A 24,155-nucleotide genomic window follows, 5' to 3' on the forward strand; every position below is an offset into this window, starting at 1 on the left:
GGGGGCGGGGCGGGGGGGGGGGGGGGGGGGGGGGGGGGGGGGGGGGGGGGGGGGGGGGGGGGGGGGGGGGGCGGGGCCGGGGGGGGGGGGGGGGGGGGGGGGGGCGCCCCCCCCCCCCCCCCCCCCCGACCTCTCAGCAGGCGCGGGACTCGCGAACCGCTGGAGGAGAAGGTACTTGCGGACAAGCCCGGTGGGACTGCTACCGTGGTCGGCGCGGCCATGGTGCCGTGACGGCTGCGTGTGAGGGCCGGAGTCCCGCCGTACGGCCCGCGAACGGGCGGCACAGCGGCCAAGGTGGTAGGAGCGCAGTCCACGGACTGGTACTCCCGCACCGCACACATCGTCAGCTCAACCTGGTCCACCCGCCCTGCTCGCTGAGTCCTTCGCGCGCCGGGGCCCGGGTCGCGGGACCGAAGCCCCCTCTTGCTGTGCGCGCTGGAAGTAGACCGCGATGCCCAAGCACAACCGTTCCCGGAAGCAGGCCGCGCGCCGCCGCAAGGCCACCACCGGCATGTCGTTGTCGGCCGCCGCCAACGGCACCGGCCACAAGCACCCTGGCCCCGACCTGACCGACCTCAACGCGCTGCCGCACGCGGCCGGCCGGCAGGTCAACACCCGGCTCGCGACGGCCCTCGTCGGTGCGTGCCGTGCCGCCTGCCAGCCCTGCCAGGCGTCCGTGATCCCCAAGCTCGTCGCGGACCGGCCCACCGTCGCGGTGCTCGCCGCGGCCGCGTACGACAATCCCCTCACTCGCCTCGCAGGCGGCCCCGGGATGTTCGCCTCCGAGCCCACCCGGGCCTGGTGGGCCGCAGCGCGCGGAGTCGGCGCCGACCAGGCCGGGCAGGAGAAGGCCCGGGCGGCTCTGGACCTCCTGGAGAAGATGACCACCAGCGAGGCCACCGCCGTCCTGGATGACGCCCTCGACCACTGGGCGGCCGGCGCCGATCCCGCCACCGCGCCGGGCGGCGAGTCGGGCATCCAGATCGTCACGCTGGAAGACCTCGGCCTGGCCGACGACGAACCCGCCTCCGGCACCTACGGCGTGATGCTCGGCCACATCACCCTGCCCGGGCAGCCCCCACTGCCGATGCTCACCCTCTACCCGGAATCCCCGGCCGCCGGCCTGGAGGATCTGCGCCGACGCACCAGCTGGAGCACCTGGGACGGCTCCCGCCTTCCGATGGTGAACACCAGCTGGCGCCTGCGCCTGAACATCGCCAGCCGCTCGCTGGAGGAACTGGTGCTCGTCGACGACGAGGGCTTCGACGAGGAGAACCTGTGGCTGGCCGCCGAGCAGGTGAGCCTGCCCGACAGCTGGTGGGACCTGATCGACCGTACGGAGCACGTCCTGGTCGCAGGCCCCGGAAGCCCGGACGACGGCAGCCTCGACGCGCAGGCCATCGCCGTCGTGGCCCGGGCGAGGTTCATGTGACCCGCCCCCACCACACCCTCCCGGCCGACGAGACGGAGCCCGGCATGACCACCACCCCCTCCGTACAGACCAGCACTGACCCCGCCGACACCGCACACCTGCGTGCCGGCCGCCGCATCACCCTGGAGGAGATCACCGGCCACGTCTCGTCCGCCGCCGTTCTGCTGCGGCAGGTCGCCTACGCCGCCGAGACCCCCGACGTCCCGGTCGAACTGGCCGACTTCATCGAGGAGCTGCGCCGCACCGCCGACGCCCTGGCCAAGAACGCCGACACCGCGCAGCACCTGGCCGCCATCACGGCCGGCGAACTTCCCCTCGCCACCACCTTCGAGGACAAGCGGACCTGGGGCGCCGCCGCCCGCGACGAGGAGCCCAGCACGGCCCCGGGCAGCTACCCGCCCGCCGTCGTGCCCACCTATAAGCAGCTGCTGCTGCTCGCCCGCCGCGGCCGCCCGATCCCCGACGACCACCCGATGGCCCGCTGGCTGCGCACCGAGACCACCACCTTCCCGGAGGCGATGGACGGCGTGCACTTCGTGGAGTCGAAGGTTGCAGCCGAGCGCCGGGCAGTCGAACGGCTGGCAGAGATCCAAGCCGAAGTGCTGCTCGTCGAGTGCGACACCGTAACGTGCGCCCAGGGCGAGGGACAGCCGTGCCGCACCAGCACCGGCCGGCTGACCGAGCAGCCGCACAAGGGCCGCCTGAACAGGGCAACGCTCCGCGTGGACGAGCGACTGGACACCCTCGGCTCCACCGTAACGGTAACCCGCCATGTCTGAGCGCCGCCCCCGCCGCGAGCACCCGGCCCCGCTGCCCGGCATCGCCCGAATCCGCGTCACCGGCGACGACCAGGCCGTCGCCGCCGTCCTCCAGCACCTTGCCGACCGCTTCGTCGTCACCGGTGCCGCCCGCTACCCCGGTGGCCGCGCCTACCTCGAAGCCGACACCCGCCCGCCGATCCGGGAGACCCATGATGGCTGACCAGTTCACGTTCGCCGCCGCCCGCTTCACCCCCCTGGCCGGCACCCATGAACCGCTGGCCGGTTCGGCGCTGGTGCTGAGCGTCCACGGGATCGTGCGCTTTGTCCTGGACGAGGGCGGCGCCGGCGAGCACTATGTGCTGCACCTGGCCACCGCATGCCTGGACCTTCCGCCCACCGACCCCGGCCACGGGTACGACGTGCACCTGTGGGCACAGGACCCCCTGTGGTCCGGCCCGATCGAGGTCTGGCTCGCCGGCGTTCACTTCGAGCCCGCCACGGTGTGCAAGGACGGGACGAGGGTGGAGATCATCGGCCGAGGTCGGGGCCGCTCCCTCTACCGGGCCGACGAGGTGCCGCCGGTGGCGCTGGCCGCCCTTCAACCACGAGCGGACACCGATATGACCACCTACCAGACCAACGCCGCGCAGAGGCGGTTCCCGGACCCCGCGCCGCTGGATCACACAGCGGTGCGCGACCTCGCCCGGCACGCCAACGACGTGATGTGGCCAGCCGCGCGGATGAAGCCCGCGGAGCCGCTGGCCGAGGCGGGCGTGCACGTCTCCATCGCCCTCAGCGGGTTCAACGGCCTGATGGCGGCCGACACCGGCCGGGACCACCTCGCCGAGGGCGAGCGGACGCTGGACCACCTGCACCGGGCGGCCGGTCACCTGCACGAGCACCTGGTGGCGACCGTGCCCGAGGAGCAGCGGGAGGCCCGGCACCGGGGGATGATCGACAGCTGCCTGCGGGAGGGGCTGACGGTCGTCGCCTCGCTCACGGCCGAACTGATGATGGCGGGCCGGCGGATCACGGTCCGCCTCACCGAGGCCGACGCCTACCAGGGCATCCAGCTGGAGGAGGAGGGGCAGGAGACGCGCACGCTCCGGCTCTCCGGCCGGGACCGCCTGGAGCTCCACAGTGGGCTGCACGAGATCGGCCGGGTCGTCTGGCTGATGCTGCTCGCCGAGAACGGCAGGGTGGCCACCGGCCCGCTCTGACGGCCCGTGCACAACCCGGGCGCCGGGCAGCGGCATCGTGGCCAGGTTCATCCGAACGGGTGGACAGTTCGGGAACCCGGGCCCGGCTGTCGGTGAGCGATGCCATAGTGGTTCTCGCCCCGCTGAACAACCTCCGTCCAGCACCGTTCGTCGACAACGCCTGGACAGCACCATCGCAGGACAACACGGGCAGATCCGGATCAAGAGCAGTCCAAGCCCAACCTCCGCCCCTTGGGGACGGCACCATCGCAGTGTGACATGGAGCGGCGTCGACCACGGCCCCATGTGCAACATCCTCCGCCCCCACGGGGGCGGCACCATCGCAGAGCAGCGTGGGCCAGGTTGGGAAGCCAACCTCAGCACCATCTCCGCCCCCTCGGGGGCGGCACCATCCGAAGGCGGATGCGCACCGAGTGCGCATCCGCTTCTCGCTGTTCGGGGGACGGAGTTCCGCCGTCCCCAGGGCCGGTAGGGTCGGACAGGTGAACGACGAGGAGCAGGCGGAACCGACCCCGGCGCAGCTGCGCGAGCTCCGCGCCCGCACGGAGGCTCTGGCCAGGGAGATCGCCGCCGTCCAGGCCCGCCTGGCCGCCCTGGACGAGCCGGCCCGCTCCACCAGCTACCCGCTCGGCCGGGCACAGGAACGGCTGCGGGAGGCGGCGGCGGAACTCGGGGAGGGCGCCGACGAACTGGCCCGGGCCCGCACCGCCCGGGACCCGCGGCTGTGCAAGGCACACTGGGGCGCTTGCCCGGACTGCGGCAACACCCTGGCCAGCAGCGGCGGCCGCGCCTGGTGCCGGAGCTGCCCGCGCACCTGGGACTACGACCGCCTGGGCACCGCGTGCATCGACGTCGCCACCCACGAGGTTTCCACCCCCAACAGCCCCGGCGAGACGATCCTCCTGTGCCAGGCGCACGCCCGGGACGCGGCCGAGCGCCTGGACGGCGCCGTCGTAACCCCGATCGATCCACAAGCCAGCCCCCGCTGAACCCCGCGTCCGCCACGGGCATGCCCGGCCCCGCGGAGGGGGCCACCTGAACAGGCTCGTCTCGCCCTACGATGAGGGGCTAGACCCGGCCGGCCCAGACGGTGAGGACCCCCTGACGATGGCGCCTTCGCGCAGCACCGAGATCCGCCGCTTCTTCACCACCCTCGGCAAGACGCTGGGCTGCACCTTCGACCCCGTCTACGAGGACCGCGACAAGCGCTGGTGCGTGACCTGGCAGGACGGCCCGACCGCGGGGAAGGTGCGGCGCAGCGTCGACCGCAACCTCAAGGAGTACGCCGAACTCATTGGGCTGAGCCGCGAGTACAGCGACGAGGCCACCGTCCTCGGTGCGCTGCGCGCCTTCACCACCGGCGCGATCGAGCAGTACACGGGCCTGGCCCAGGTGAAGACGTGGACGCTGCGCGATGTCGGCCGCGGCCTCCTGAAAGACGTTGCCGACCCGTTGTCGGCCGCCGACGAGCGCGAGCGCCACCTCGTCGACCACCTCCTGACCATCACCGCCCGCACCCTGTCCTGGGGCATCAGCCGCGATGCCGACTACGCGCTGGAACTGCTTGCCGAGCGCCGCGGCGTCGGCTTCCTCCTCACCCCCGATGCCGCCGTCGAGCAGCCGCCGGTCACCCTCACCCCGCTGGAGCGCCTCACCGAGCGCTACGCGCAGGGTGTCCAGGCCGTCGACTGGCGCCGGCGCGGCGCCACGATGTCGGCCGGCGAGGCGTTCGCCGCCGTGACCGCCGACCCCGAACCCACCCCCGAGATCGCCCGCGCCGCCCTCGCCCTGATCCCCGCCATGCGCGCCGAACTCGACACCGCAGAGCAGCGGCTGACCGCCGTGGCGGTCCCCGCCGACACCCCGGCGCAGGGGTGAGCGTCTTCGCGTGACCGGCGGGCAGGTGTTTCGGAGGGGGCGCGCACTCCCTCGCCGCACTTCGATTCCGACGCCTGAAACTGTGCTGCCCGGGTAGGGTGGAGGCGGCTGGACACGCACGCCGATCGTCGCTGCCCGCATCCCCGCCCACGCCGGGACCGCGGGCGTCGTCGGCCCAGGGACCCGAGGGTGCCCGTGAAGTTGTCGCCGTGCCCTTTCACCGGGCGGGCAGAGCGTGGGCAGACCCGCCAGGAGAAGCGCACCGTGACCAAGAAGAACCGCTCCACCGCCGCCACCCTCGCCCGTCAGGCACGCCGCGACGGCGTGACCGGCCCACACCGCGAACTGCTGCGCACCTTCGCCTCCGACACCGGCGGCGCACGAGTCGGCACCCTGATCATGGCCGTGGCCGGCGCCCCCAACGGCGACGCCACCGTACGGGCGCGCCGCGCCCAGGACCTGGCCGACCTGCTTGCCGCCCTCACCCGCGCCGGCACCGGCGAACGCTACGAGGCGTGCGCCGAGGTCACCCTGATCACCCCGCTCCGTGACGACGAGGAGCTGTACGGCGTCCTCGCCCTGACCGCCCGCCGCCCGTGGGAGCAGGACTGGCAGGCCGTGGCTCAGGACGTCCAGGCGCTGGTCGCCGCCCGGCCCGACGTCTGGCCGACCGCCCCCGAGCGCGAGAAGGCGGCGTGGCCGACCGGCTCGGAGAAGGCCATCCCCGCCGACGCCCCCGCCCACCGGACGCAGTACGTCGAGCACCGCGTCCACACCGCTGGCGCCCCCGCCGACCTTCGCCACCCCGCCGACAGCACCCGCCTGTACCCGGCGCCGCTGTGGCCGGAGTCAGCCGACCTCACCGCCCCCTTTCGCCCCGACCGTACGGTCTTCGCCGCCCACATCGACGACCCCGCCGAGCTCGACGGCTGGATGCGCACCCTGTGCCTGCGCTGTGCGTGCCGCGTCAGCCAGGCATGCCCGAAGTGCCCGGGCTGCTACTGCTACAACGACCGGTGCGACGGCCTGCGCCACCGCCAGCGGGACCTGGACGGGGCCGGGGTGTTCATGCTGAACGCGATGGTGCCCAAGGGCATCGACGAGCGGGCCTTCGCCCAGTACGTCGCCGACACGGTGCGCACCGTCACCCGCGAGGCCACCGGCGAGACCTACCCGGCCCGCGCCGTGGTCCACCACGCCGCCGTGCCGTGGCAGCAGGGCCCTGTCGACGATTGGCTGCCCGAGGACCGCCAGTACGCCTACCTGCTGGTGGAGTGCGAGAGCGTCCGCGACTGGGACCCGGACGACGAGATCGAGAACACCGAGCAGGACATGGCCCGCGCCATCGAGGCCGGCGTCCGGGCCCTGTACCCCGCGCCCTGGGACGCCGTCGCCTACCCGACCGACACCGACGCCGCGAAGAGGTTCCACGACCGGCGCGTGTGGGCCGTCGCCACCCGCGACGCCGACCCGCTCGTCCTGCGCAACGGCTGGCAGGACGACCTCGACCACCTCAACGCCACCGCCCCCGGCACCCGCCCCACCCACGTCACCGACAACCCGAAGCCCGAAGCCGGCTGGCCCCACCGCCTGGTCGACGCCCACTGGCAGGGCTGGCTGCACACCGAAGACGGCCACTACCAGGCCACCAGCGGCACCGGCCGCGGCCTCGACCAACCGTGGACCCACGCCCAGATCACCACCAGCCGCGGACCCGTACGCCCCGTCCTGCCCCCGCCCGCCGAGGACACCGACCGCCTGACCGCCCTGTGGGCGCAGGCCGGCCACCAGGCCCTCGCCACCACCCTGGCCGCACTCCACCGCCTGGTCCTGCGTTTCCCCGCCGGCCAGCGACCCCACCCGGTCATGTCCGGCCGCGAAGGCAGCTGGGAGACCCTGCGCCTGATCGACCTCGCCTGGGGAATCGGCTCCGACATCGACGGCCAGATGCCCACCCGCTACGACGGCCACGCCGCAACCGCCATCGCCGACGTCCTCGAAGGCTGGGCCCGGCGCCCCGAGTACTACACCGAGGTCGCCGAAACACTCGCCCAGCACTTCGGCCAGCACGTCGACCGCACCGGCGGCTGGAACACGGTCACCGAGCCCTGGCTCCGCCCGGGCAGCGAGCTGATCGACCCCGACACGCTGTTCCTGATCGCCAGCTGGCTGCTGGCCAGCTCCGACCACCTTGACATCTTCGCCCGCTGACCAGGCCACCCGCTGCTAGAACCACCGCTGAACGCCAGCCCTGCCCCCGGCGTTCAGCGGTGCAGCGGGGCCTCTGGCTTCGGCCACGTCCGGCTCGGGGCGCCTCGCGGATCAGTCCTCGAAGCCCCGGGCGGTGGCGTCGAGGCGTCCGGTCAGCACCTGGGCGACCGTGTCGAGCGCGTGGCGTAGCCGCAGGTGCTCGGCGCCGGTGAGGGGCGTGGTCGTGTCCAGCAGCAGGTCCTGGGAGGCGATCGTGCCGTACCCGGCGTCCGGCCGCCCGTACGGTTGCTGGGAGACCGTGACCGTGATCGAGTGCCCGATCGGCAGCCCCAGCGTCACGACAGCGCCCTCGGTGACGGCCTGGCCCTCCACGTCTATCGCGTCCAAGTCGTCCCGCCCAGCGGCCTGGGCCAGGTCCTCACGGCCGCACAGGGCGGCCTGGACCCGCTGCACCTGCTCCAGCACGGTGCGGGCGTGCGCAACCGCGTCCTCGGCCATCTTGGCCCGCTCGGCCCGGTCCTCGTGGTCCATCGCGGCGGCCAGGCGCCGCAGCACCAGGCCCGCGTGCCACGCCGCCAGGGCCTCGGGCTGCAGCAGGTCGCTCTCGCGCAGCATCGCCGACCCGCAGACGTGGTCAACCAAGCCGGCCAGCGCCCGCACCTCCGCGGCGTGCAGCGGCACGTACCGGGGCTGGTGGGGAGCCTCGAAGGTCTCGTCGGCGAGGTCGGCGCCGACGCGGCGCAGCGCCTCGCGCACCTCGTCGACGGTAAGGCCAGCGGCCGCGGCGAGGTCACGCACGCACCGGGTGCCCGCCCACCACGCGGCGGCCAGCATGCCGTCCAGCCCGCTCGTGGGGACGGCCCCACCGGCGGCCTCGCGCAGGGCGCCCAGACACGCCTCGCGGGCGAGCACGGAAGCAGCGGACGTGGTGGTGGTCACGTCCTCCACCGTAGTCCTTCCCCAGGCGCGGCGGCGGGCGAACCGGGACTTCATCAGCATGCGCCACGCCCCCGGGACCGGGCAGCCCGCGCGCGAAGCACAACCCCCGGCGCGTCCCAACCGTTACGCGCCCCCGAGGCTCCCGGCCGCCGCCACCTCGGGCGTCCCGGCCTCGCCGGGCACAGCCAGAAGGCCGTTCACCTCCTCCAGCAGCGCATCCAGCCGCTGCCGGGCGGCAGCGAACTGCAGCACCCGCCAGCGGGGGCAGGGGAAGAACACGGATCGCGCGCTCTCGGTCAGCCCGAGCAGCAGACGCAGCCGGTCCTCCTCGGGCAGATCGCTCAGCCACACGGAGCGCGCCAGAACGACGTAGCCGGCCAACTGCCGGTGCACACCGAACCGGTGGGTGTAGGTGAGGACGAACGGCGAGCAGTCGTCCAGCATCGTGCGGGTCGCCTCGTCGACGAGACCGCGCCAGCGCTCCCACTCCGCCTGGAGGCGCTGCGCGTAGCCGGACCCGTCCGCGCGCGGCGCCACCTGGAGACGTGGCACGGTGAACAACACCGTCTCCAGTGCCTCCCGGAAGGCATCCCGGGAGGCGGCAGCGGCCTTGTACCGCACACCGAACCGCTCGGTTCGGGGCGTCACCCTCGAAATCACCAGCGTCGTGACGACCGCGGTGACCACCGCGGTCCCCATCGTGATCAGCGTCTCGCGCAACAATGCCTCCCCGGTGCCGGTCTTCGGGGCGCCGATCATGCCAGATGCTCGGGGGCGCTCATCGGGCTTCGGGAACTCCACCTCGGTGCCGCGCGGCCGATGTCGCCACGGCCGAGGCCAGCGCGCCACCGGCGGCCGCTGCCCGCACCGTAGAAGTCAGCGGCCCGGGCCCGAACCCCCGAGCGAGCCGGGGCCGCCAACAGCCTCCCGGCCCCTCCGAACCGCCTGCAACCCCGGGCGACGGCGCGGTGTAACGCATCATCGGTACTTGTCGTACTTCCAGGTAAGCGCCCACGACCTGCGAAGGACACGACGACATGGCTCTCACCACCCTCTCGGCGAACTCCGTCACCGACGAGCACTTGGAGGTGCTCCGCCAGCTCCTCGACAGCAAGAACGCCCTGCTGCGCCAGTACGGGTTGGACGACGGCGCGGCCTCCGGCGTGCTGGTGCAGATGACGCACGAGCTGCCGGCCTCGCTCGCGGAGTGGCTGCTGAGCACGGCGCTGGAGCGAGGCGTGTCGGTGAGCGACTTCCTGACCGAGCTGGTGGAGCTCGCCCGCACCGAGGTCCCGGTTCCGGCCCTGGCCCCGGTGCCGGAACCGCAGCGGGAGGTAGGTGTGCCGCAGGCGGATGGGGTGGAGTGGTTCAGCGTGCAGCAGCTGGCAGACTCCACGGGGATGCCGGCGAACACCGTCTACGGGCTGGTCGGCCGGCCGGACGGCCCGAGCCCGGTGCGACTGGGCCCCAAGGGCGGGCGCATCCTGGTGCACCGTGTGGAGGCGGAGCGCTTCGCGAAGGCGCGTGGGCGCAAGCTGGCGGCCTGAGCCGTCAGCCCGGGCCCGGTGAACCTGTCGGGATGGGTCAGGCGGCGGAGGAGGACCAGTCTTTGCTGTCCTGCTGGGGGTCGGTGATCATCAACGGGCCGACGTAGGCGACCATCATGTTCATCCCGGCCATCGACGCGATGACGGACCAGGGAGCGTGGCCCGGATCGCCGAGGGGGTAGGTCATCGCGCTCAGCGCGAGGGCGTAGAGGCCGTACAGGGCGACGACCAGGGCGTGACGGACGCGCAGACCGAGGCCGTGGTGGCGCAGCTGGTGGGCGTAAGCGGCGAGGACGAACGCGACGAGGGGGAAAGCGAGCGCGGCCGGCCAGCACATGACGGTGCCGTATTCAGGGCGAAGGCCGTCAGCGAAGTGGGGAATGGTGATGATCCACCAGCCGATGGAGACGACCGCGAGGGTGCCGCGCGCGATCTGGTAGCCGGTGCTGGGTCTGCGGACGGGGGAGTGCGTCTCGGTCACGCCGGCCATCTTGCCGGGCTCGTGGTGAACGGCGCGGGAGGAGGCGCGGATGCGGGTCACGCGGCGTTGACGCCGGTGCTCGGGAACCGGCTCGTCCCGCTGAGGTCGGCACGGTCAGCGTCTTCGCGAACAGCACGGTGGCGTCCAAACGTTTCGGTCGAAACGTTTGTTATCCCGTAAGGCGCCGACCGCTCGCCCGCAACGGCGGACAGCGGGAGTCGTTGAGCCGGGCATGGATGAATCGCCTCTGGCTCAGGCCGACGCGGCCAAGTCGCGCCGTGATTTCGATGGTGAGATGTCGGCGCTGGTCGACGGCGGGAAGTCGTTACAGGACGCCACGTGGTTTCCGGCGCGGGCTGGTGACATGCTGAGCGTCCGGTACGGGGTCGGCGGATCGGTGCCGGCGCACGAGGAGACGTACGAAGTCGTCCCGGATGAGTTCGGCAGTCTGATCCTCAGCTTGAGGTCCCATACGTTCCCGGAAGGGCTTGCGAGCTCCGCTGGCTCGTTCGCCCCGGGCCTGCCCGACGAACCGTTCTTCGAGGCATGGATGGAAGTCGGCCCCGGCAGCCTGACGATTGTGCGGGACGACTGGGTGATCCACCGGGGCCGCTGAACCACGGGTTCGGTGACGCCGGCCAACCGGGCCACCTGCTGGGCGGCGAGGATGGAGGTTGCCCGGTTCCGGGACGAAACGCCCGGTGAACAGCCGGCACCCGCCGGGCGCTAGAATCCCCGCCGGGCCCCGCAGCCCAAGGCCCGCCGTCCGGCCCGTGGGAGAGACGGCACACCCGGCCGGACCCGCGACGCGGCGAGCGGTCACTCCCGAACCGTGCCAACCGTGCGTGCCGGGGCCACGGACCGCGCGCCGAACGGACGGCACCCCATGAGCGACCCCCGCCACGCCCGCAAGACCGAGGTCCGGGCCCGCATGCAGCAAACCGGCGAGAACTACACCACGGCGGCCGCCGCCATCAGGGCCCAGCGGACGAGGCCCGCAACTCCCGAGCACTACAGCGGGATGGACCGGCAGGACCGGTACCAGGAGGCGGTGCGCGAGGCTCGCGCGGCCGCTGAGCCCGCCCACCTTGCCCTCTGGAACGCCTGGGGCGAGAGCTTCGCCCCCTACCACCACCTCGTGATGGTCCTCTCCCTTCCCACCGGCGACAGCGTGCAGTGGATCACCTACAGCACCGGCGGCCGCGACCTCGCCCAGCAGATCGACCAGCACGCCCGGAGCGCCGGCCTCGGCCTCGCCGACTACCGCACCATCAGCCAGCGGCACGTCACCGCCGACTACACCAACGGCCCGCTCCAGGTCGCGGCCACCGACCTCGTCGCCGTGTTCGAGGACGTCTTGGCCGGGCGGGGCGCCAGCGAGGAGCACCAGGCCCAGGCCGCGAGCGACCCGCTCCACAAGACGTGGTTCGGCTTCCACGACAACAGCGGCGCCTCGCTGTACCCGCCGCTGATCGACTTCGAGAGGTGGGGCCTGGACGGCTGACCAGGCCAAGGTCCGCCGGATCGCCTTGCTGCCCAAGCGGTGAGTCCGCCGGGGCCCGGGTCTGGGAAACGAGCTGGTCCGTCCTCGGTCACCGGCTCGCCCGAGGACGTGGCGGTTCTGTTCGGGACAGCGGGCAGGTGTAACGCTTTGGAGCACGCCGTCGTACAGGAGGGTGTGGGTGTCCGGCGGGCGACGTGGGAGCTGCCCGCCGGACACCCACCACGGCTTCCAGGGCACCACAGATGACTTGTGATAACAGCCCAGGACCTCAGCCACCCACTCAGCTGGCGCCGCGCGCGCCCCTCACGTGCACGTGGGAACGGCGGTTCGGAAGGCTCGCCAGGGAGATTGGTGAAGGTAGGGCTGTTATCACAAGTCATTTTTGGGAGTAGGTACGCGGCTCAAGGGCCCGGTCGAACCTGAGAAGATGAGGCCATGGCCTTCACCACTTCGCGCGACGTCGTCCTCAGCTGCAGTTCCTGCGGAGCCGTCGAAGTGCTGCCGCCCGAACTCGTCGACCCCGACGACGAGCGCGCCACCTACAAGGCCGCCTGCACCTGGCACAAGTCCAAGTGGGCCGCCGGCTGGCGCTGGCTCGGTTCCCTGAACCTCTACTCCTGCCCCGCCTGCCCGAAGCTGCTAGTGGAGAAGGACGGCGTGCACGTCGCCGGCCCCGGCCTGCAGCAGCCGCATGCCGAAGCCCAGAGCACGCCGTAACTCCCAGCCCGGACCACCGCGATCCAGCGTGTGGCACCCTGAGGCACATGGCCCGCGCCCTCGATCCCTACGCCGTCCTCGCCGACTGGCTGCTCAGCAAGCCGTACGGCGACACCACCCGCGAAGACTACGAGCGCGAAGTCACCGACCTGATCAACGCGTTCGGCCCCACCAAGGTCTGGGATCTCACCTCCGACGACATCCGCACCTGGACCAAGACGCCCGACCGCCCCCGCACGGAAGCCTGGCGCATCAGCGTCCTGCGCGGCTTCTACCGGCACGCCCGCACGATCGAGCCCACCATCGGCAACCCGGTCCCCCGAGGGCTGCGCCCGGCCGTCGATGGCCTGCCCCGCGGCCGCCCCGCGCTCACCCGCGCCGAGTCCACCTACTTCGTCGCCGCCCTCGACGCCTACGTCCACCACCCCGACGCGCTGTTGCCCCATCGCGCCCGCGCGCTCGGCTACCTCGTCCTCGGCATGGGCCTGCGGGCCCACCAGGTCGTCGCTCTCGACCTCGACGGCCACTGGATCAGGGAGCAGCACCGCACGACCCTGCGCGCCACCCTCAAGGGCGGCGGTCTCGGCGACCCCCGCGAAGTTCCGCCCGCCGTCGCCCACGCCGTCGAGGACTACCTCCTCCACCGCCGTACGGCAGCTCCGTACAGCCGTCCCGACGCCGGTCCCCTGCTCACCAGCGGTCGCGGCCGCCGCCTCGACAGCTACAACAGCCCCCGGGACCTCCTGCGCGCCATCGCCTCCACCCACCCCCAGCTCGCCCACCTCGCTGAGACCCTGACCGCGGATGGTCTCGCCAATTCCCCCAACCCGTTCCTCGGGTAGGCGGGGGCCTTGGTCAGTCCAGGTCGGCGGAGGCCAGGGTGACCGCGAGCACGATGTAGGGGATGGCGCTCAGGCACAGCTCCGCCGCCGTACTCGGGTCAGACGTCGCGGCGGCCTCCTGCAGCGCCAGCAGCCCGGCCGCGACGGTGGAGTCGACCGCTTGGTCAAGGATCTCCTCCACGGTGAGCTCGCCGCCGGCGACCAGCTCGCGCACCAGGGCGACCGCCTCCGCCGGATCGCGCCGCCAGGATGCGGCGACCTCGTCGCCGGCGTTCACCAGCTCCATCACGGCAAACTGCTCCGCGAACGCCAGCTGCACGCCGTGCTCACCGGGCGGCTCGTCCTGCTCGATGTGCTCCTGGGCCTGTGCCACGACGCACCGCGCGGCGAACGTCCGCCGGGCTTCCTCCCGCTCCCGGGCGACGGAGGCCGGCCACCGGGCGTCGTCCTCGCCGCTGGCGATCTCCAGCAGGGTGGCGGCGGCGAGGCTGACCTGAATGCACGGCAGGCGGGACACCTCCACGGCCTCCTGCTCGGGCGGCGCGCCAGCGATCGGCCCGTACACCGCGCCTGCGGCCTCGACACAGGCGCCGATCAGCGTGTTCAGGGCGGCGATCAGCCGCGCGTGGCGGCGTCGGCGGGCGGGCAGGTCGGTGCGGTCCGGTGTCGTGGTCACCCCCGCACTATGCCGCGCGAGCCGACGTCTGCAGTCGGATTCGGCCAAGATCCGGGGGTTGAGGAACAACGACGTCAGATCGTGCGGCCGTGCGCTCCGTGGTTCCGGGACGGTCAGAAATCGACGCCAAGGGCTGCGACTTCGGCGCGGGCTCGGTCAGCCAGCGCAGTGGCCCTCGACCTGGCCGCCTGCGCATCGTCGTCGGCCGCCAGGTCGAGAAGGAAAGCCACTTCCAACGCGTCCAGGCCCGGACGGAAAGCCGGGGCCAACCGCTCGGCTTCTCCGGGGGAATCAGGACTTGCTCTGTCGTCTCGTCGGTCATGGCGCCATGGTCGCCCGGCCTGGCCGTCAGTGGCCCGCGCCACACCGGCACCGCAGCGATCACGGAGCGCACAGCCGCACGATCTGACGTCGTTGTTCCTCAACGCCCAATCCCCGCGACCGTACGGCCTTGGTGTAGCTACGTTCGGGCCGCCCCGAACCCGCCGACGAACCAGGACCGACCCGTGCGCCTCGCTCTCACCGCCTCCGACCTTGAGTTGCTCGCCCGTACCCCAGTCGAGCGAGCGGCCGCCACCTGCCTGCGGCTTGGCCGCCGTGGCTGGGCTCTGGGCCGCCGTGTGCCGGACCGGCGGCTGGACGGCCTGGTCGCGATCGATGCCGAAGCTCTGCACGAGCGGCTCGCCGCCGGCGACACCTTCACCACGCTGCTCGATGCCGCCGGTTCCTGGCGGGTGGACGGTGCGGCCGCCGGGCGCGGCCTCCAGGTCGTCGCCGGCCCTCAGTACTCCTGGCGGCAGGCCCGGGTCGTCGACCTCGACGGCGCCGTACGGGTCGCTGGCCCGGGCGTCGAGCTGTTCGTGACCCGCTGCGGGCGCTACCTCAGCGTCGACGGGGGCGGGGAGCTGGAGGAGATCAGCGAACTCGCTGGTGCCCGGCTCGTCTACCGGCTCCCTCATGTCCGTGAGGACGGGCTGCCGCCGGTGCTGCTCGCCGCTCGGCACGCCCGCCGTCTGGTCGCGGCCCTCGCCGTCCCTGGCGGCGCGGTCCCCGATCAGGCCCTTGCCGGGGCGCGGGCGGCCGCGACGGTGACCGAGTTGCTGCGCGGCACCGTTGCCGGGGATGTGCGGGCCCAGCGCGGCATCGCCGCGCAGCTGCTGGTTGACCATCACGGTTCGCAGGCCCGTGCGCGCGCGGAGCTGGGTGTCGCGAAGTCGACGTTGTGCGAGTTGTTGTCCGGGCGGTGAGCGCGCCGGGGCCGGGGTCCTACTGGTTCTGGAGACGGGCCAGGACGGTGCTGACCGGCTTGAGATCCCGGTAGGCGTTGAAGGCGGGGGCGGCCTGGCGGGCGAGTTCGACGCAGCGGGTGGCACCGATGCGCTTGGCGGTGTCGAGGGAGGCGGTGAGGACGGCGGCCGCGTGCTCGGGCTGGCCGGCGCGGGCGAGGGCTTCGGCCTGGTAGGTCTGGAAGATGGCGCTGGTCTTCGCGCGGGGCGTCTGGAGTTCGGCGAGGCCGTTGTCGATGTAGCTCACGCCGGCGCGAAGGTCGCCGAAGTCGAGGAAGCAGCGGCCGGCGTCGATGAGGTAGTCGGCCGGCGACATCCAGGAGCACCAGGCCGGGACCGGGTCGGGGCTGGAGGCGTCGAGGAGTTCCTCGCAGGCGTGGAGGGAGCGGTAGCAGAGGCGTTCGTCGCTGCTGATGGCGTGGGCGCGGGCCTTGCGGACGTGCAGCAGCGCCCGTGCGCGGGGGTGGGTCGTGCAGTCCAGGGTGCGGTCGAGGAGCCCGATCGCGGTGCTGGGGTCGCGCAGCCAGATCGCCTGGTAGGCGAAGTCCGCGAGGACGCTGGTGCCGAGGTCGGTGGCGCCCGCGGCGTGGGCGGCGTGGAGGGCGCCTTCCCACAGCCGTCCGGCGGAGCCGTGCTCCCCGACGTCGAAGCGGGTCCAGCCGGCGGTCTGGCCGAGCCGAGCCGCCAGGGCGTGCAGGCGCAGCGTGGTCGGCTCGTCGTGGACGCCGGTTTCGATCAGCGTGGTGGCGGTGGACAGGTGGGCGTCGATCAGGTCGACGGTGTGCTGGCGGTCGGCCGTGGGCAGGGCGGTGAGGGTGCGGGAGGCTTCCTCCAGCCAGTCGACGAGGCCCGTACCGCAGGGAGTATCGCCGGTGAGCGCCTGGTCGAGTTGGTGGGCTTGGGCGTCTTGGGACCACTGGGTGCACAGGGCGATGAGGGCGCCCGAGCTGGCGGCGATCGCCGAGCGGCGGGAGAGATTGCCGATGGCGTCGCGCAGGACGGTCGCAGCGGGAACGGAGCCCAGGTCGACGGGCTGGTGCTGTCCGGGGAGCCAGTGGGGCCAGCCGTAGCGTTTCACGTCGCTCCAGGGGACGTCGAAGACTTCGGACAGGTAGAGCTGCGATTCGTCGGTGGGGTCGTGCCCGTTCTCCCAGCAGTAGACACGCTGGCGCCCCATGTTCGAGGCAAGTCCGTGTTCCTGCTTGCGCTTTCGGATCTCGCGGGCGAGGTCGTCCTGCGACCAGCCGCGGAGCTTTCGGGCCGACACCAGCGGATGTTCGCTACCGCGTGTCATCGCGCAATCACACCACTGGGAGGCGGGGGACACAAGCCCCCGCAGACGGTGACAGCGAGGTGACAGATAACTACTTGCCGCAGCAAGCGATTTGCCCTGTACTCGGTCCCCCGGCCCGCTCGTCCCGGCCGGCCTCGACCACTGGCTCCCACGTCAACTCGGCGGGAAATGAGGCGAGATGGACACCAACATGCTGCTGCGCACCTTCTACACCGTCGAACGGGCGGGCTCTGAGCTGCTCTCGGACGGCGGCGGCCCGCTGGGCTTCGACATCCAGGTCGCCCTTCAGCTGGACTACCTGATCCGCGGGTACCAGGTCGACGGCATCGTCGAGACCGGGTGCTGCCTGGGCGACACCACCGTCTACTTGGCCCGCATGTACCCGGACCTGCCGGTCATCACCTGCGACGTCGACCCCGACCGTGCCGCGCTGACCGCTGAACGCTGCCGCACGAACGCCAACGTCCGGGTCCTGGTCGGCGACTCCGCCGAGCTGCTGCCCCAGATGATGATCGGGTTCAGCCGGCCCCTGGTCTACCTGGACGCGCACTGGGGCAAGAACTGGCCCCTCGTCGCGGAGCTGCGCGCCGTCCAGCGCGGCGTGATCGCCGTCGACGACTTCAACATCGGCCACCCGCGGTTCGGCTACGACACCTACGACGGGGTGGACTGCGGCCCCGCCCTGGTCCGGGCCGCGCGCCGGGACGTGAGCGAGATGTACGTCTCCGACCCGTACGGCTCCTACCCGCTGCCGTGCCTCCAGGTCGGCCGCCGGCGCGGAGTCGGCTACATCGCCGCCGACTTGCCGGCCACCTTGCTGGCGGCGTCCGACATGTTCCGCCTGCTGCCGCTCTCGCCCGAGGTGCTCATGCCGTCCTGGCCGATCGCGGAGTCGTTCCTCGTGGGTGGTCGCCGGTGACCGCGCCCAGCATCGACGTCTTGGCGGGCGTGCCGTTCGTCGACGACGGTTTCCAGGCCGAACTGCTGCTGGCGGGCGTCGCCGCCTGGCGGGCCGGGGACGCCGCCCGCCGCGGCCTGGCGAAGGCCCCCGGTCCGACTGCCGGCCAGTGGCTGGACCCGCAGGAAGCCGTACGGGTCCGCCGCAACGCCACCCCGGTGCCCTCGGACCCGCTGACCGCCGGGCAGGTGGATGCGGTCCGCGTCACGGTCGACGGGATCGTCACCGAGATGCCGGCCTGGTCCGTGCTGCTCAGGGCCCTGCCGACCCGATTCCTGCTGCTGTCCACGGGCAACGGCGCCCTGTCGGCGTCCTCCTTCCTGTGGCCGCAGCACGTCTTCCTCGCCCCGGCCGCCTTCGAGAGCACCGCCGCGCTGCGCGAGTTCGTGGTGCACGAGATGTGCCACCAGTGGCTCTACCTGATCGAAGAGCTGTGGGACCTCGAGGAACCCGACGCGGCCCGGCACGTCCTGCCGTCCGGCACCGCGAACCGAGCCCCGCGTGAGGTGATCGGCGCCGCCCACGTCGCGGCCGCCACCATCCGCCTCTACGCCGCCACCGGCGAGCACCAGCAGATCGGGCCGCTGCGCGACTACGGCCGCGGCTGCCTCGTGCTCCTCGACCAGAGCAGCGACCTGACCGGCACCGGCCGCACCATCACCAACCGACTACGGGAGGCACTGTGAGCAGCGTGACCGCCGAGGCCCTGGCGGCATCGACGTTCGGCACCTGGCAGACCACGATCTACCGGAGCGACCTGACCCAGCGCGCGGGCGACGAGTACGGGCCCGAGGTCGTGGCCCGCAGGAACGCCGAGCTGCGGGAGATCATCCTCGCCGCCGAACAGCGCGACAACGCCGCGCACGAGTTCGCGGTCATCGGCGCGAAGAAGTCGTCGCTGAACATCCTGCAGTGGGAGCACCCGGCGATCGACTGGCTGCGGCGCCGGATCGGGGAGGCCATCACCGACCAGGTGCGCGCCAACCTCGGGGACGAAGCGGCCGACGCGGTGAAGGGCTACGAGGTCCTGGCCGAAGGCTGGGCGGTGGTCTATCGCTCCGGCGGCAGCCACCGCCAGCACACCCATCACGATTCCGTGTGGTCCGGCGTGTACTACATCGAGACCGGCGGCGTCGGGGCGGCCGGCGAGGACGCGGGCTGCCTGCAGCTCCTCGACCCGCGACCGGGCGCGATCGCCCGCGGGGTCTCGCCCGGCATCGAGATGATCAAGCCCACCCCGGGCCTGCTCGTTGCGTTCCCGTCCTGGGCGCCCCACAGCGTCCGCTCCACCCTGCACGGCGATGCCCTGCGCATCTGCATCGCCTTCAACGCCGCCTACAACAAGGAAGGGGACCCGCGGTGACCGCCATCGTCGAGACGCCCACGGTGACCCGGCACTGGGGCTGCACCGTGCTCTCCCACCAGCTCGACCTTGCCAGCCTCGTCCGGCCGGGCGCGAGCGCCCTGCACCACGGCGGCGGCCCGTGGGCGCAGCTGCCGCTCACCGACCTGATCGCCGACGAGGCCGGCCTGTACGAGCTGTTCCGCACCGGTATGGGCGTCTTGTCCGGCGCCGGCCCCGGCGGGGGGTTCAGCGGGCGCCGCCCGGGCGGCATCAACCTGTCGCTGGAGGTCTGGAACGCCGGCTACGAGCTGCCGCAGAGCAGCGCCCCGGGCGACTACATCGGCTGGCTGTTCCTGGAGGCCACCGAACCCAACCACATCGACTCCGGGACCGTGGCGGTCTACGACCCTCGTGCGGGGTCCGCGATGACCGCCATGCCCGGTCTGCCCTGGGGGCGGCAGCTCACCGTACGGCCGTCCCCGGGCAACCTGACCATCCTCCCCGGCTGGCTGACCAACGCGGTCCAGCCGGTGGAGGAGGGCCAGAGCATCACCGTCGTGGTTGCCACCTCGGCACCGTGACTGCCAACCACCCATCCTGTTCGAGAAGGGAACCGAGATGAGCGACACCATCGTCACCGGCACCACCGTGATCGACGCGCCGGTCGTCGAGCCGAAGAGCCTGACCGTGGAGGCGCCGGCGCTGGGCGTCGACCCCGAGGGCGCCAACGCGTTCCTCGCGGCGGCCTCGGCGGGCCTGCTCGGCGGCGACGCCAACGGCTGCAACGCGGTCCAGGACAACTTCGCGCTGCGCCCGGAGACCCGGGTGAGCCTGGGGTCGGCCGCGGCCTGACCCGTACACCGGGTCGCCGTCTAAGGGCTGGTGCCCGCCGGAGTCATCCGGCGGGCACCAGCCCGACGCGTTACAGCTCGCCGTTCCGCCACAGCTCGATCTCGCGGTCGAGCTGGTCCTCGTCGACGGTGAGCGTGTTGAGGTGCTCGGTCCACTTCAAGAGGAGTTCCGTGAACAGCCGGCTGTTCGCCCCGGTGACCCGGTCGTCGACCGCGAACAGGGCGAGAAGCTCGGCGGCCTGGGGCACGTCACGGTCGCAGACCGGGCAGAGCACGTGACTGACGCTGCCGCCGGTGTGCGCGCCGAGGCTGCCGGGCCGGGGCGGGAACTTCACTCTCAGCAGGCCGTCACCCAGGCAGCGCATGCACTGCGGCGGCTCATCGCCAAGGTCGACGTCGATCAGGCTCACAGGGTGCTCCACGCGGACGGTCCGAGCAGGGTCTTGATCTCGGAGGCGAACGCGTTGTCCGAGTTCACCAGGAACCCGAGCGCGTAGACCACGTCCTTGTCCCAGCTGGTGGTGCGCAGCTGCACCGGCACGTCGCCGGGGTGGGCCTGGAGGGAGCGCTTGAGTTCGGCGATCATCTTGGAGTTGATCCGGGCGGCCGGGACGGTGAGAAGCACCGGCGGCTTGGTGCCGTGCTCGGCTGACGACACGTCCAAGATGGAGACCTCCGAGCCGAAGATGGACAGGGCGCCGTCGCGTTCGTTGATGCGGCCCTTGAGGCTGATCACGGTGTCGTCGGCGAGAAGTTCGCCGATCAGCTGGTAGGTCTTGGGGAAGAACAGGGCTTCGATCTGGGCGTCGCGGTCCGCGAGGACGATGCTGGCCCAGGCGTTGCCGGCCTTGTTGATCCGCCTTTGGACGCCGGAGATCAGGCCGGACAGCTTGACCTCGCCTTCGGTGCGGCCGGAGCCGAGGAGTTCGGCGATCGAGACCTCGCGGTTGCGGGCGAGGATGTGCTCGGCGCCGTCGAGGGGGTGGCTGGAGACGTACAGGCCGAGCATCTCCCTTTCCTGGGAGAGGAGCTGCTTGCGGCCCCACTCCTTGTCGGTGAGCTCGAAGTCCAGGCCGATCGTCGGCATGGCATCGCCTGCGTCGAGGCTGCCGAACAGGTCGTCTTGGCCGTGGGCCTGGGCCTTCTTCACGCCGGTCACCGCGTCGATCGCGTTCTCGGCGACCATCGTGAGCGACATGCGGGTGTGGCCGAGGGAGTCGAACGCGCCGGCCTTGATCAGTGAGTCGACTGCGCGCTTGTTGCACACCGGGAGTTCGACCTTGTCGAGGAAGTCCGCGAACGAGGTGAACTTGCCCTTCTCCCGGCGGGTGGCTACCAGGGAGTCGATGACCGGCAGGCCGACGTTGCGGATTGCCTTGAGGCCGAAACGCACGTCCTCGCCGATCGCGGTGAAGTCCGCGACGGACTCGTTCACGTCCGGGCTCATCACGTTGATGCCGGCCGCCCTCGCGTCGGCGAGGTAGACCGCCATCTTGTCCTTGTCGTCGTCGACAGAGGTCAGGAGGGCGGCCATGTACTCGGCCGGGTAGTTCGCCTTGAGGTAGGCCGTCCAGTAGGAGACGAGCCCGTAGCCGGCGGTGTGGGACTTGTTGAAGGCGTAGCCGGAGAACGGCAGCATGACGTCCCAGAGCGCCTGGATCGCCTCGTCCGAGTACTTGTTGGCCCGCATGCCGGCCTGGAAGTTCGCGAACTCCTTGGCCAGAATCTCCGGCTTCTTCTTACCCATGGCTCGGCGCAGCAGGTCGGCGCCGCCGAGGGAGTAGCCAGCCAGCTCCCGGGCAATGGCCATGATCTGCTCTTGGTAGACGAGCAGGTGGAACGTCGTCCCGAGGATCGGTTCCAGAGCCGCTTCCAGCTCCGGGTGGATCGGGGTGATCTCCTGGCGGCCGTTCTTGCGGTGCGCGTAGTTGGTGTGCGCGTTCGCGGCCATCGGGCCCGGGCGGTACAGGGCGAGGACAGCGGCGATGTCTTCGAATCGGGTGGGCTCCATCAGGCGCAGGAGCTGGCGCATGGGTCCGCCGTCGAGCTGGAACACGCCGAGGGTGTCGCCCTTGGCCAGCAGTTCGTAGGTGGGGACGTCGTCGAGCGGGATGGTCTCGGTCTGGAGCTTGATGCCGCGGTTGGCTTCGACGGTCTCGATGGCGTGCTGGATGATGCCCAGGTTCCGCAGGCCCAGGAAGTCCATCTTGATCAGACCCATGTTTTCACACGATGGGTAGTCGAAGCCGGTGATGATCACCTCGTCCTTGGCCCGCATGTGGAGCGGGATGAGGTCTTCCAGCGGGGTGGAGGAGAGGATGACGGCGGCGGCGTGGACGCCGGTGCCGCGGATCAGGCCCTCGATGCCCATGCCGGTGTCGATGATCCGCTTGACGTCCGGCTCGTTCTCGTACAGGGACCGGATCTCGGTGCCCTCGCTGTAACGGGCGTGCTCGGGGTTGAAGAGGTCCTTGAGGGGGACGCCCTTGCCCATGACGTCCGGCGGCATGGCCTTGCTGATCCGGTCGCCCATAGCGAAGGGGTAGCCGAGGATACGGCCGGAGTCCTTCACGGCGGCCTTGGCCTTGATGGTGCCGAAGGTGTTCACCTGGGCGGTGTAATCGGCGCCGTACTTCTCGGTGACGTAGCGCACCATCTGGTCGCGCTTGCGGTCGTCGAAGTCGAGGTCGACATCCGGGGGGTTGATGCGCTCGGGGTTGAGGAACCGCTCGAACAGCAGGCCGTGCTCCAGCGGGTCGAGCTCTGTGATGCGGGTCGCGTAGGCGACGATGGAGCCGGTCGCGGAACCACGGCCCGGGCCGACCGGGATGTTGTTGTCGCGGGCGTACTTGCAGATGTCGGCGACGACGAGGAAGTAGCTGCTGAACCCCATCGGGCCGATGACCTTCATCTCGGTCTCGTACCGCTCCGTGACCTCGGGCGGTAGCGGCGACCCGTAGCGCATCACCAGGCCCTGCTCGACCTCCTTGCGCAGCCACGACTCCTGGTCTTCGCCCTCGGGGACGTCGAACTGGGGCATCCGGTCGACGTACTTGAAGACCTCATCGTAGGGCTGGACGCGTTCGGCGATCAGCAGGGTGTTGGCGCAGCCCTCCTGCCAGGAATCGGAGGCGTCGAGGCCGTACATCTCGGCCGCGGACTTGATGTAGTAGCCGGAGCCGTTGAAGCGGAAGCGGTTGGGGTCGGCCTTGTCCTTGCCGACGCCGATGCACAGCAGGTTGTCGTGCGCGTCGGCCTGGTCCTCGGTGACGTAGTGGGAGTCGTTGGTCACCAGCGGCGGGATGCCGAGCTTCTTCGCGATGTCGAGCAAGCCCTGGCGGACCTCCCGCTCGATGTCCAGGCCGTGGTCCATCAGCTCCAGGAAGTAGTTGTCCTTCCCGAAGATGTCCTGGTACTCGGAGGCGACCCGCAGCGCCTCCTCTGGCTGGCCAAGGCGCAGGCGGGTCTGTACGGCGCCGGACGGGCAGCCGGTGGTGGCGATGATGCCCTTGGAGAGTTCGGAGATCAGCTCCTGGTCCATGCGGGGCTTGCCGGCCGGGTACTGGCCTTCCTTCCACGCCTTGGTGGACAGCTTGAACAGGTTGTGCAGGCCCTCGGTGTTCTCGGCCCACATGGTCATGTGAGTGAAGCGGCCGCCGCCGGAGACGTCCTTGCCGCCCTCGCCGTCCTCCGTGGGCCGGCGCCCGCCGGGCGACCAGAAGACCGGCTTGCGGCCGAAGCGGGTGTCCGGCGCGACGTACGCCTCGATGCCGATGATCGGCTTAACCGGGCTGTCCTTGAAGACGTGGAAGAACTCGTAGGCGCCGAACATGTTGCCGTGGTCCGACATCGCGATGGCCGGCATCCCCAGCCGCTCGACCTCCGCGAGCATCTTCTTGTTCTTCGCCGCACCGTCGAGCATCGAGAACTCGGTGTGAACATGCAGGTGGGCGAACTGGTCAGCCACGGGGAGGACTCCTCGACGGTACAGACGGCGGCGATCGAGTACTCGACCCTACCGGCGTCGACCCCCATCCTCCGAGCCGAGCAGCTCACGACCTCGCCACACGGCGTGGCGCGCACCCGCGCCCCCGCGACGGCCCGTACGGAGCGTGCCGAAGTCGTCGCTTTCGGGTGCTCGTCGAACCGCCCGGCTCGCCCTGCGGCGTCCGCCGACACGATTTCGAGCGGTCCTGCTCGCCCCGGGACCCGC

Annotated in this window: 25 protein-coding genes; 18 read left to right on the top strand and 7 right to left on the bottom strand. The window is 71.6% G+C overall.

The genetic code is table 11. From position 1 onward, the window contains the following. The first annotated feature begins 451 nt into the window (after positions 1-451). From ACPC54_RS30300 to ACPC54_RS30330, 7 genes are all read left to right on the top strand, one after another. A complete protein-coding gene (locus tag ACPC54_RS30300; RefSeq protein WP_498969345.1) occupies positions 452-1,432 on the top strand; it encodes a hypothetical protein in 981 nt (326 codons plus the stop codon). A 44-nt stretch (positions 1,433-1,476) separates the two neighbouring features. Beyond that, on the top strand, positions 1,477-2,211 hold the full coding sequence (locus ACPC54_RS30305; RefSeq protein ID WP_498969347.1) for a zinc finger domain-containing protein: 735 nt from the start codon (positions 1,477-1,479) through the stop codon (positions 2,209-2,211). Further along, complete coding sequence (locus tag ACPC54_RS30310) at positions 2,204-2,413, top strand: hypothetical protein (RefSeq protein WP_498969349.1); 210 nt, start codon at positions 2,204-2,206, stop codon at positions 2,411-2,413. The genes ACPC54_RS30305 and ACPC54_RS30310 overlap by 8 nt, the downstream gene beginning before the upstream one ends. Beyond that, positions 2,406-3,413, top strand: a complete 1,008-nt coding sequence (locus tag ACPC54_RS30315; protein ID WP_498969351.1) for a hypothetical protein — start codon at positions 2,406-2,408, stop codon at positions 3,411-3,413. The genes ACPC54_RS30310 and ACPC54_RS30315 overlap by 8 nt, the downstream gene beginning before the upstream one ends. A gap of 482 nt (positions 3,414-3,895) precedes the next feature. Further along, positions 3,896-4,402: a hypothetical protein gene (locus ACPC54_RS30320; protein ID WP_498969354.1), complete on the top strand. Its 507-nt coding sequence runs from the start codon at positions 3,896-3,898 to the stop codon at positions 4,400-4,402. A 118-nt stretch (positions 4,403-4,520) separates the two neighbouring features. Next, entirely contained in the window at positions 4,521-5,291 is a 771-nt protein-coding gene (locus ACPC54_RS30325; protein ID WP_498969356.1) for a hypothetical protein, read from the top strand. A gap of 264 nt (positions 5,292-5,555) precedes the next feature. After that, positions 5,556-7,502: a hypothetical protein gene (locus ACPC54_RS30330; protein WP_498969357.1), complete on the top strand. Its 1,947-nt coding sequence runs from the start codon at positions 5,556-5,558 to the stop codon at positions 7,500-7,502. 111 nt (positions 7,503-7,613) lie between these two features. Here ACPC54_RS30330 and ACPC54_RS30335 read toward each other — a convergent pair whose 3' ends face one another. Together ACPC54_RS30335 and ACPC54_RS30340 are read right to left on the bottom strand one after the other, a co-directional pair. Continuing rightward, positions 7,614-8,441 (bottom strand): hypothetical protein, encoded by an 828-nt coding sequence (locus ACPC54_RS30335; RefSeq protein WP_498969359.1) that lies wholly within the window; start codon positions 8,439-8,441, stop codon positions 7,614-7,616. Between the two features lie 123 nt (positions 8,442-8,564). After that, positions 8,565-9,200, bottom strand: a complete 636-nt coding sequence (locus ACPC54_RS30340) for a hypothetical protein (protein ID WP_498969361.1) — start codon at positions 9,198-9,200, stop codon at positions 8,565-8,567. Positions 9,201-9,478: 278 nt separating this feature from the next. Between ACPC54_RS30340 and ACPC54_RS30345 the strand changes: the two genes are divergently transcribed. Next, positions 9,479-9,988 carry a helix-turn-helix transcriptional regulator gene (locus ACPC54_RS30345; RefSeq protein ID WP_498969362.1) on the top strand — a complete coding sequence of 170 codons (510 nt, stop codon included), beginning with the start codon at positions 9,479-9,481 and terminating at the stop codon, positions 9,986-9,988. A 37-nt stretch (positions 9,989-10,025) separates the two neighbouring features. On the opposite strand, the gene ACPC54_RS30350 is transcribed toward ACPC54_RS30345, so the two are convergent. Then, positions 10,026-10,469, bottom strand: a complete 444-nt coding sequence (locus tag ACPC54_RS30350; RefSeq protein ID WP_498969364.1) for a hypothetical protein — start codon at positions 10,467-10,469, stop codon at positions 10,026-10,028. A 232-nt stretch (positions 10,470-10,701) separates the two neighbouring features. On the opposite strand from ACPC54_RS30350, the gene ACPC54_RS30355 reads away from it, so the two are divergent. From ACPC54_RS30355 to ACPC54_RS30370, 4 genes are all read left to right on the top strand, one after another. Continuing rightward, positions 10,702-11,085 (top strand): hypothetical protein, encoded by a 384-nt coding sequence (locus ACPC54_RS30355; RefSeq protein ID WP_498969365.1) that lies wholly within the window; start codon positions 10,702-10,704, stop codon positions 11,083-11,085. Positions 11,086-11,355: 270 nt separating this feature from the next. After that, positions 11,356-11,973: a hypothetical protein gene (locus ACPC54_RS30360; RefSeq protein ID WP_498969367.1), complete on the top strand. Its 618-nt coding sequence runs from the start codon at positions 11,356-11,358 to the stop codon at positions 11,971-11,973. Positions 11,974-12,408: 435 nt separating this feature from the next. Then, on the top strand, positions 12,409-12,690 hold the full coding sequence (locus tag ACPC54_RS30365; protein WP_498969369.1) for a hypothetical protein: 282 nt from the start codon (positions 12,409-12,411) through the stop codon (positions 12,688-12,690). A 47-nt stretch (positions 12,691-12,737) separates the two neighbouring features. After that, positions 12,738-13,532, top strand: a complete 795-nt coding sequence (locus ACPC54_RS30370) for a site-specific integrase (protein ID WP_498969371.1) — start codon at positions 12,738-12,740, stop codon at positions 13,530-13,532. Positions 13,533-13,545: 13 nt separating this feature from the next. Here ACPC54_RS30370 and ACPC54_RS30375 read toward each other — a convergent pair whose 3' ends face one another. Next, on the bottom strand, positions 13,546-14,208 hold the full coding sequence (locus ACPC54_RS30375) for a hypothetical protein (RefSeq protein WP_498969373.1): 663 nt from the start codon (positions 14,206-14,208) through the stop codon (positions 13,546-13,548). A gap of 506 nt (positions 14,209-14,714) precedes the next feature. On the opposite strand from ACPC54_RS30375, the gene ACPC54_RS30380 reads away from it, so the two are divergent. Continuing rightward, a complete protein-coding gene (locus ACPC54_RS30380) occupies positions 14,715-15,455 on the top strand; it encodes a hypothetical protein (RefSeq protein ID WP_498969375.1) in 741 nt (246 codons plus the stop codon). Between the two features lie 19 nt (positions 15,456-15,474). Here ACPC54_RS30380 and ACPC54_RS30385 read toward each other — a convergent pair whose 3' ends face one another. Beyond that, on the bottom strand, positions 15,475-16,761 hold the full coding sequence (locus ACPC54_RS30385) for a helix-turn-helix transcriptional regulator (RefSeq protein WP_498969377.1): 1,287 nt from the start codon (positions 16,759-16,761) through the stop codon (positions 15,475-15,477). A gap of 205 nt (positions 16,762-16,966) precedes the next feature. Between ACPC54_RS30385 and ACPC54_RS30390 the strand changes: the two genes are divergently transcribed. Genes ACPC54_RS30390 through ACPC54_RS30410 form a run of 5 tightly spaced genes read left to right on the top strand, consistent with a single transcriptional unit; the run spans position 16,967 to position 19,943 of the window. Then, complete coding sequence (locus tag ACPC54_RS30390) at positions 16,967-17,707, top strand: O-methyltransferase (protein ID WP_498969378.1); 741 nt, start codon at positions 16,967-16,969, stop codon at positions 17,705-17,707. Further along, a complete protein-coding gene (locus ACPC54_RS30395; RefSeq protein ID WP_498969380.1) occupies positions 17,704-18,432 on the top strand; it encodes a hypothetical protein in 729 nt (242 codons plus the stop codon). The genes ACPC54_RS30390 and ACPC54_RS30395 overlap by 4 nt, the downstream gene beginning before the upstream one ends. Then, positions 18,429-19,109, top strand: a complete 681-nt coding sequence (locus ACPC54_RS30400; RefSeq protein WP_498969382.1) for a putative 2OG-Fe(II) oxygenase — start codon at positions 18,429-18,431, stop codon at positions 19,107-19,109. The genes ACPC54_RS30395 and ACPC54_RS30400 overlap by 4 nt, the downstream gene beginning before the upstream one ends. Further along, positions 19,106-19,672, top strand: a complete 567-nt coding sequence (locus tag ACPC54_RS30405; RefSeq protein WP_498969384.1) for a hypothetical protein — start codon at positions 19,106-19,108, stop codon at positions 19,670-19,672. The genes ACPC54_RS30400 and ACPC54_RS30405 overlap by 4 nt, the downstream gene beginning before the upstream one ends. Positions 19,673-19,709: 37 nt before the next feature. After that, complete coding sequence (locus tag ACPC54_RS30410; RefSeq protein WP_498969386.1) at positions 19,710-19,943, top strand: hypothetical protein; 234 nt, start codon at positions 19,710-19,712, stop codon at positions 19,941-19,943. A 70-nt stretch (positions 19,944-20,013) separates the two neighbouring features. On the opposite strand, the gene ACPC54_RS30415 is transcribed toward ACPC54_RS30410, so the two are convergent. Together ACPC54_RS30415 and dnaE are read right to left on the bottom strand one after the other, a co-directional pair. Further along, a complete protein-coding gene (locus tag ACPC54_RS30415; protein WP_498969387.1) occupies positions 20,014-20,352 on the bottom strand; it encodes a DUF6300 family protein in 339 nt (112 codons plus the stop codon). Beyond that, positions 20,349-23,909, bottom strand: coding sequence for a DNA polymerase III subunit alpha (dnaE, locus tag ACPC54_RS30420; protein WP_498969389.1), 3,561 nt, complete (start codon positions 23,907-23,909; stop codon positions 20,349-20,351). Before dnaE ends, ACPC54_RS30415 begins: the two co-directional genes overlap by 4 nt. Positions 23,910-24,155: the final 246 nt, after the last annotated feature.

This window comes from Kitasatospora sp. NPDC094028 (genome assembly GCF_049543595.1).
GTDB lineage: Bacteria > Actinomycetota > Actinomycetes > Streptomycetales > Streptomycetaceae > Kitasatospora.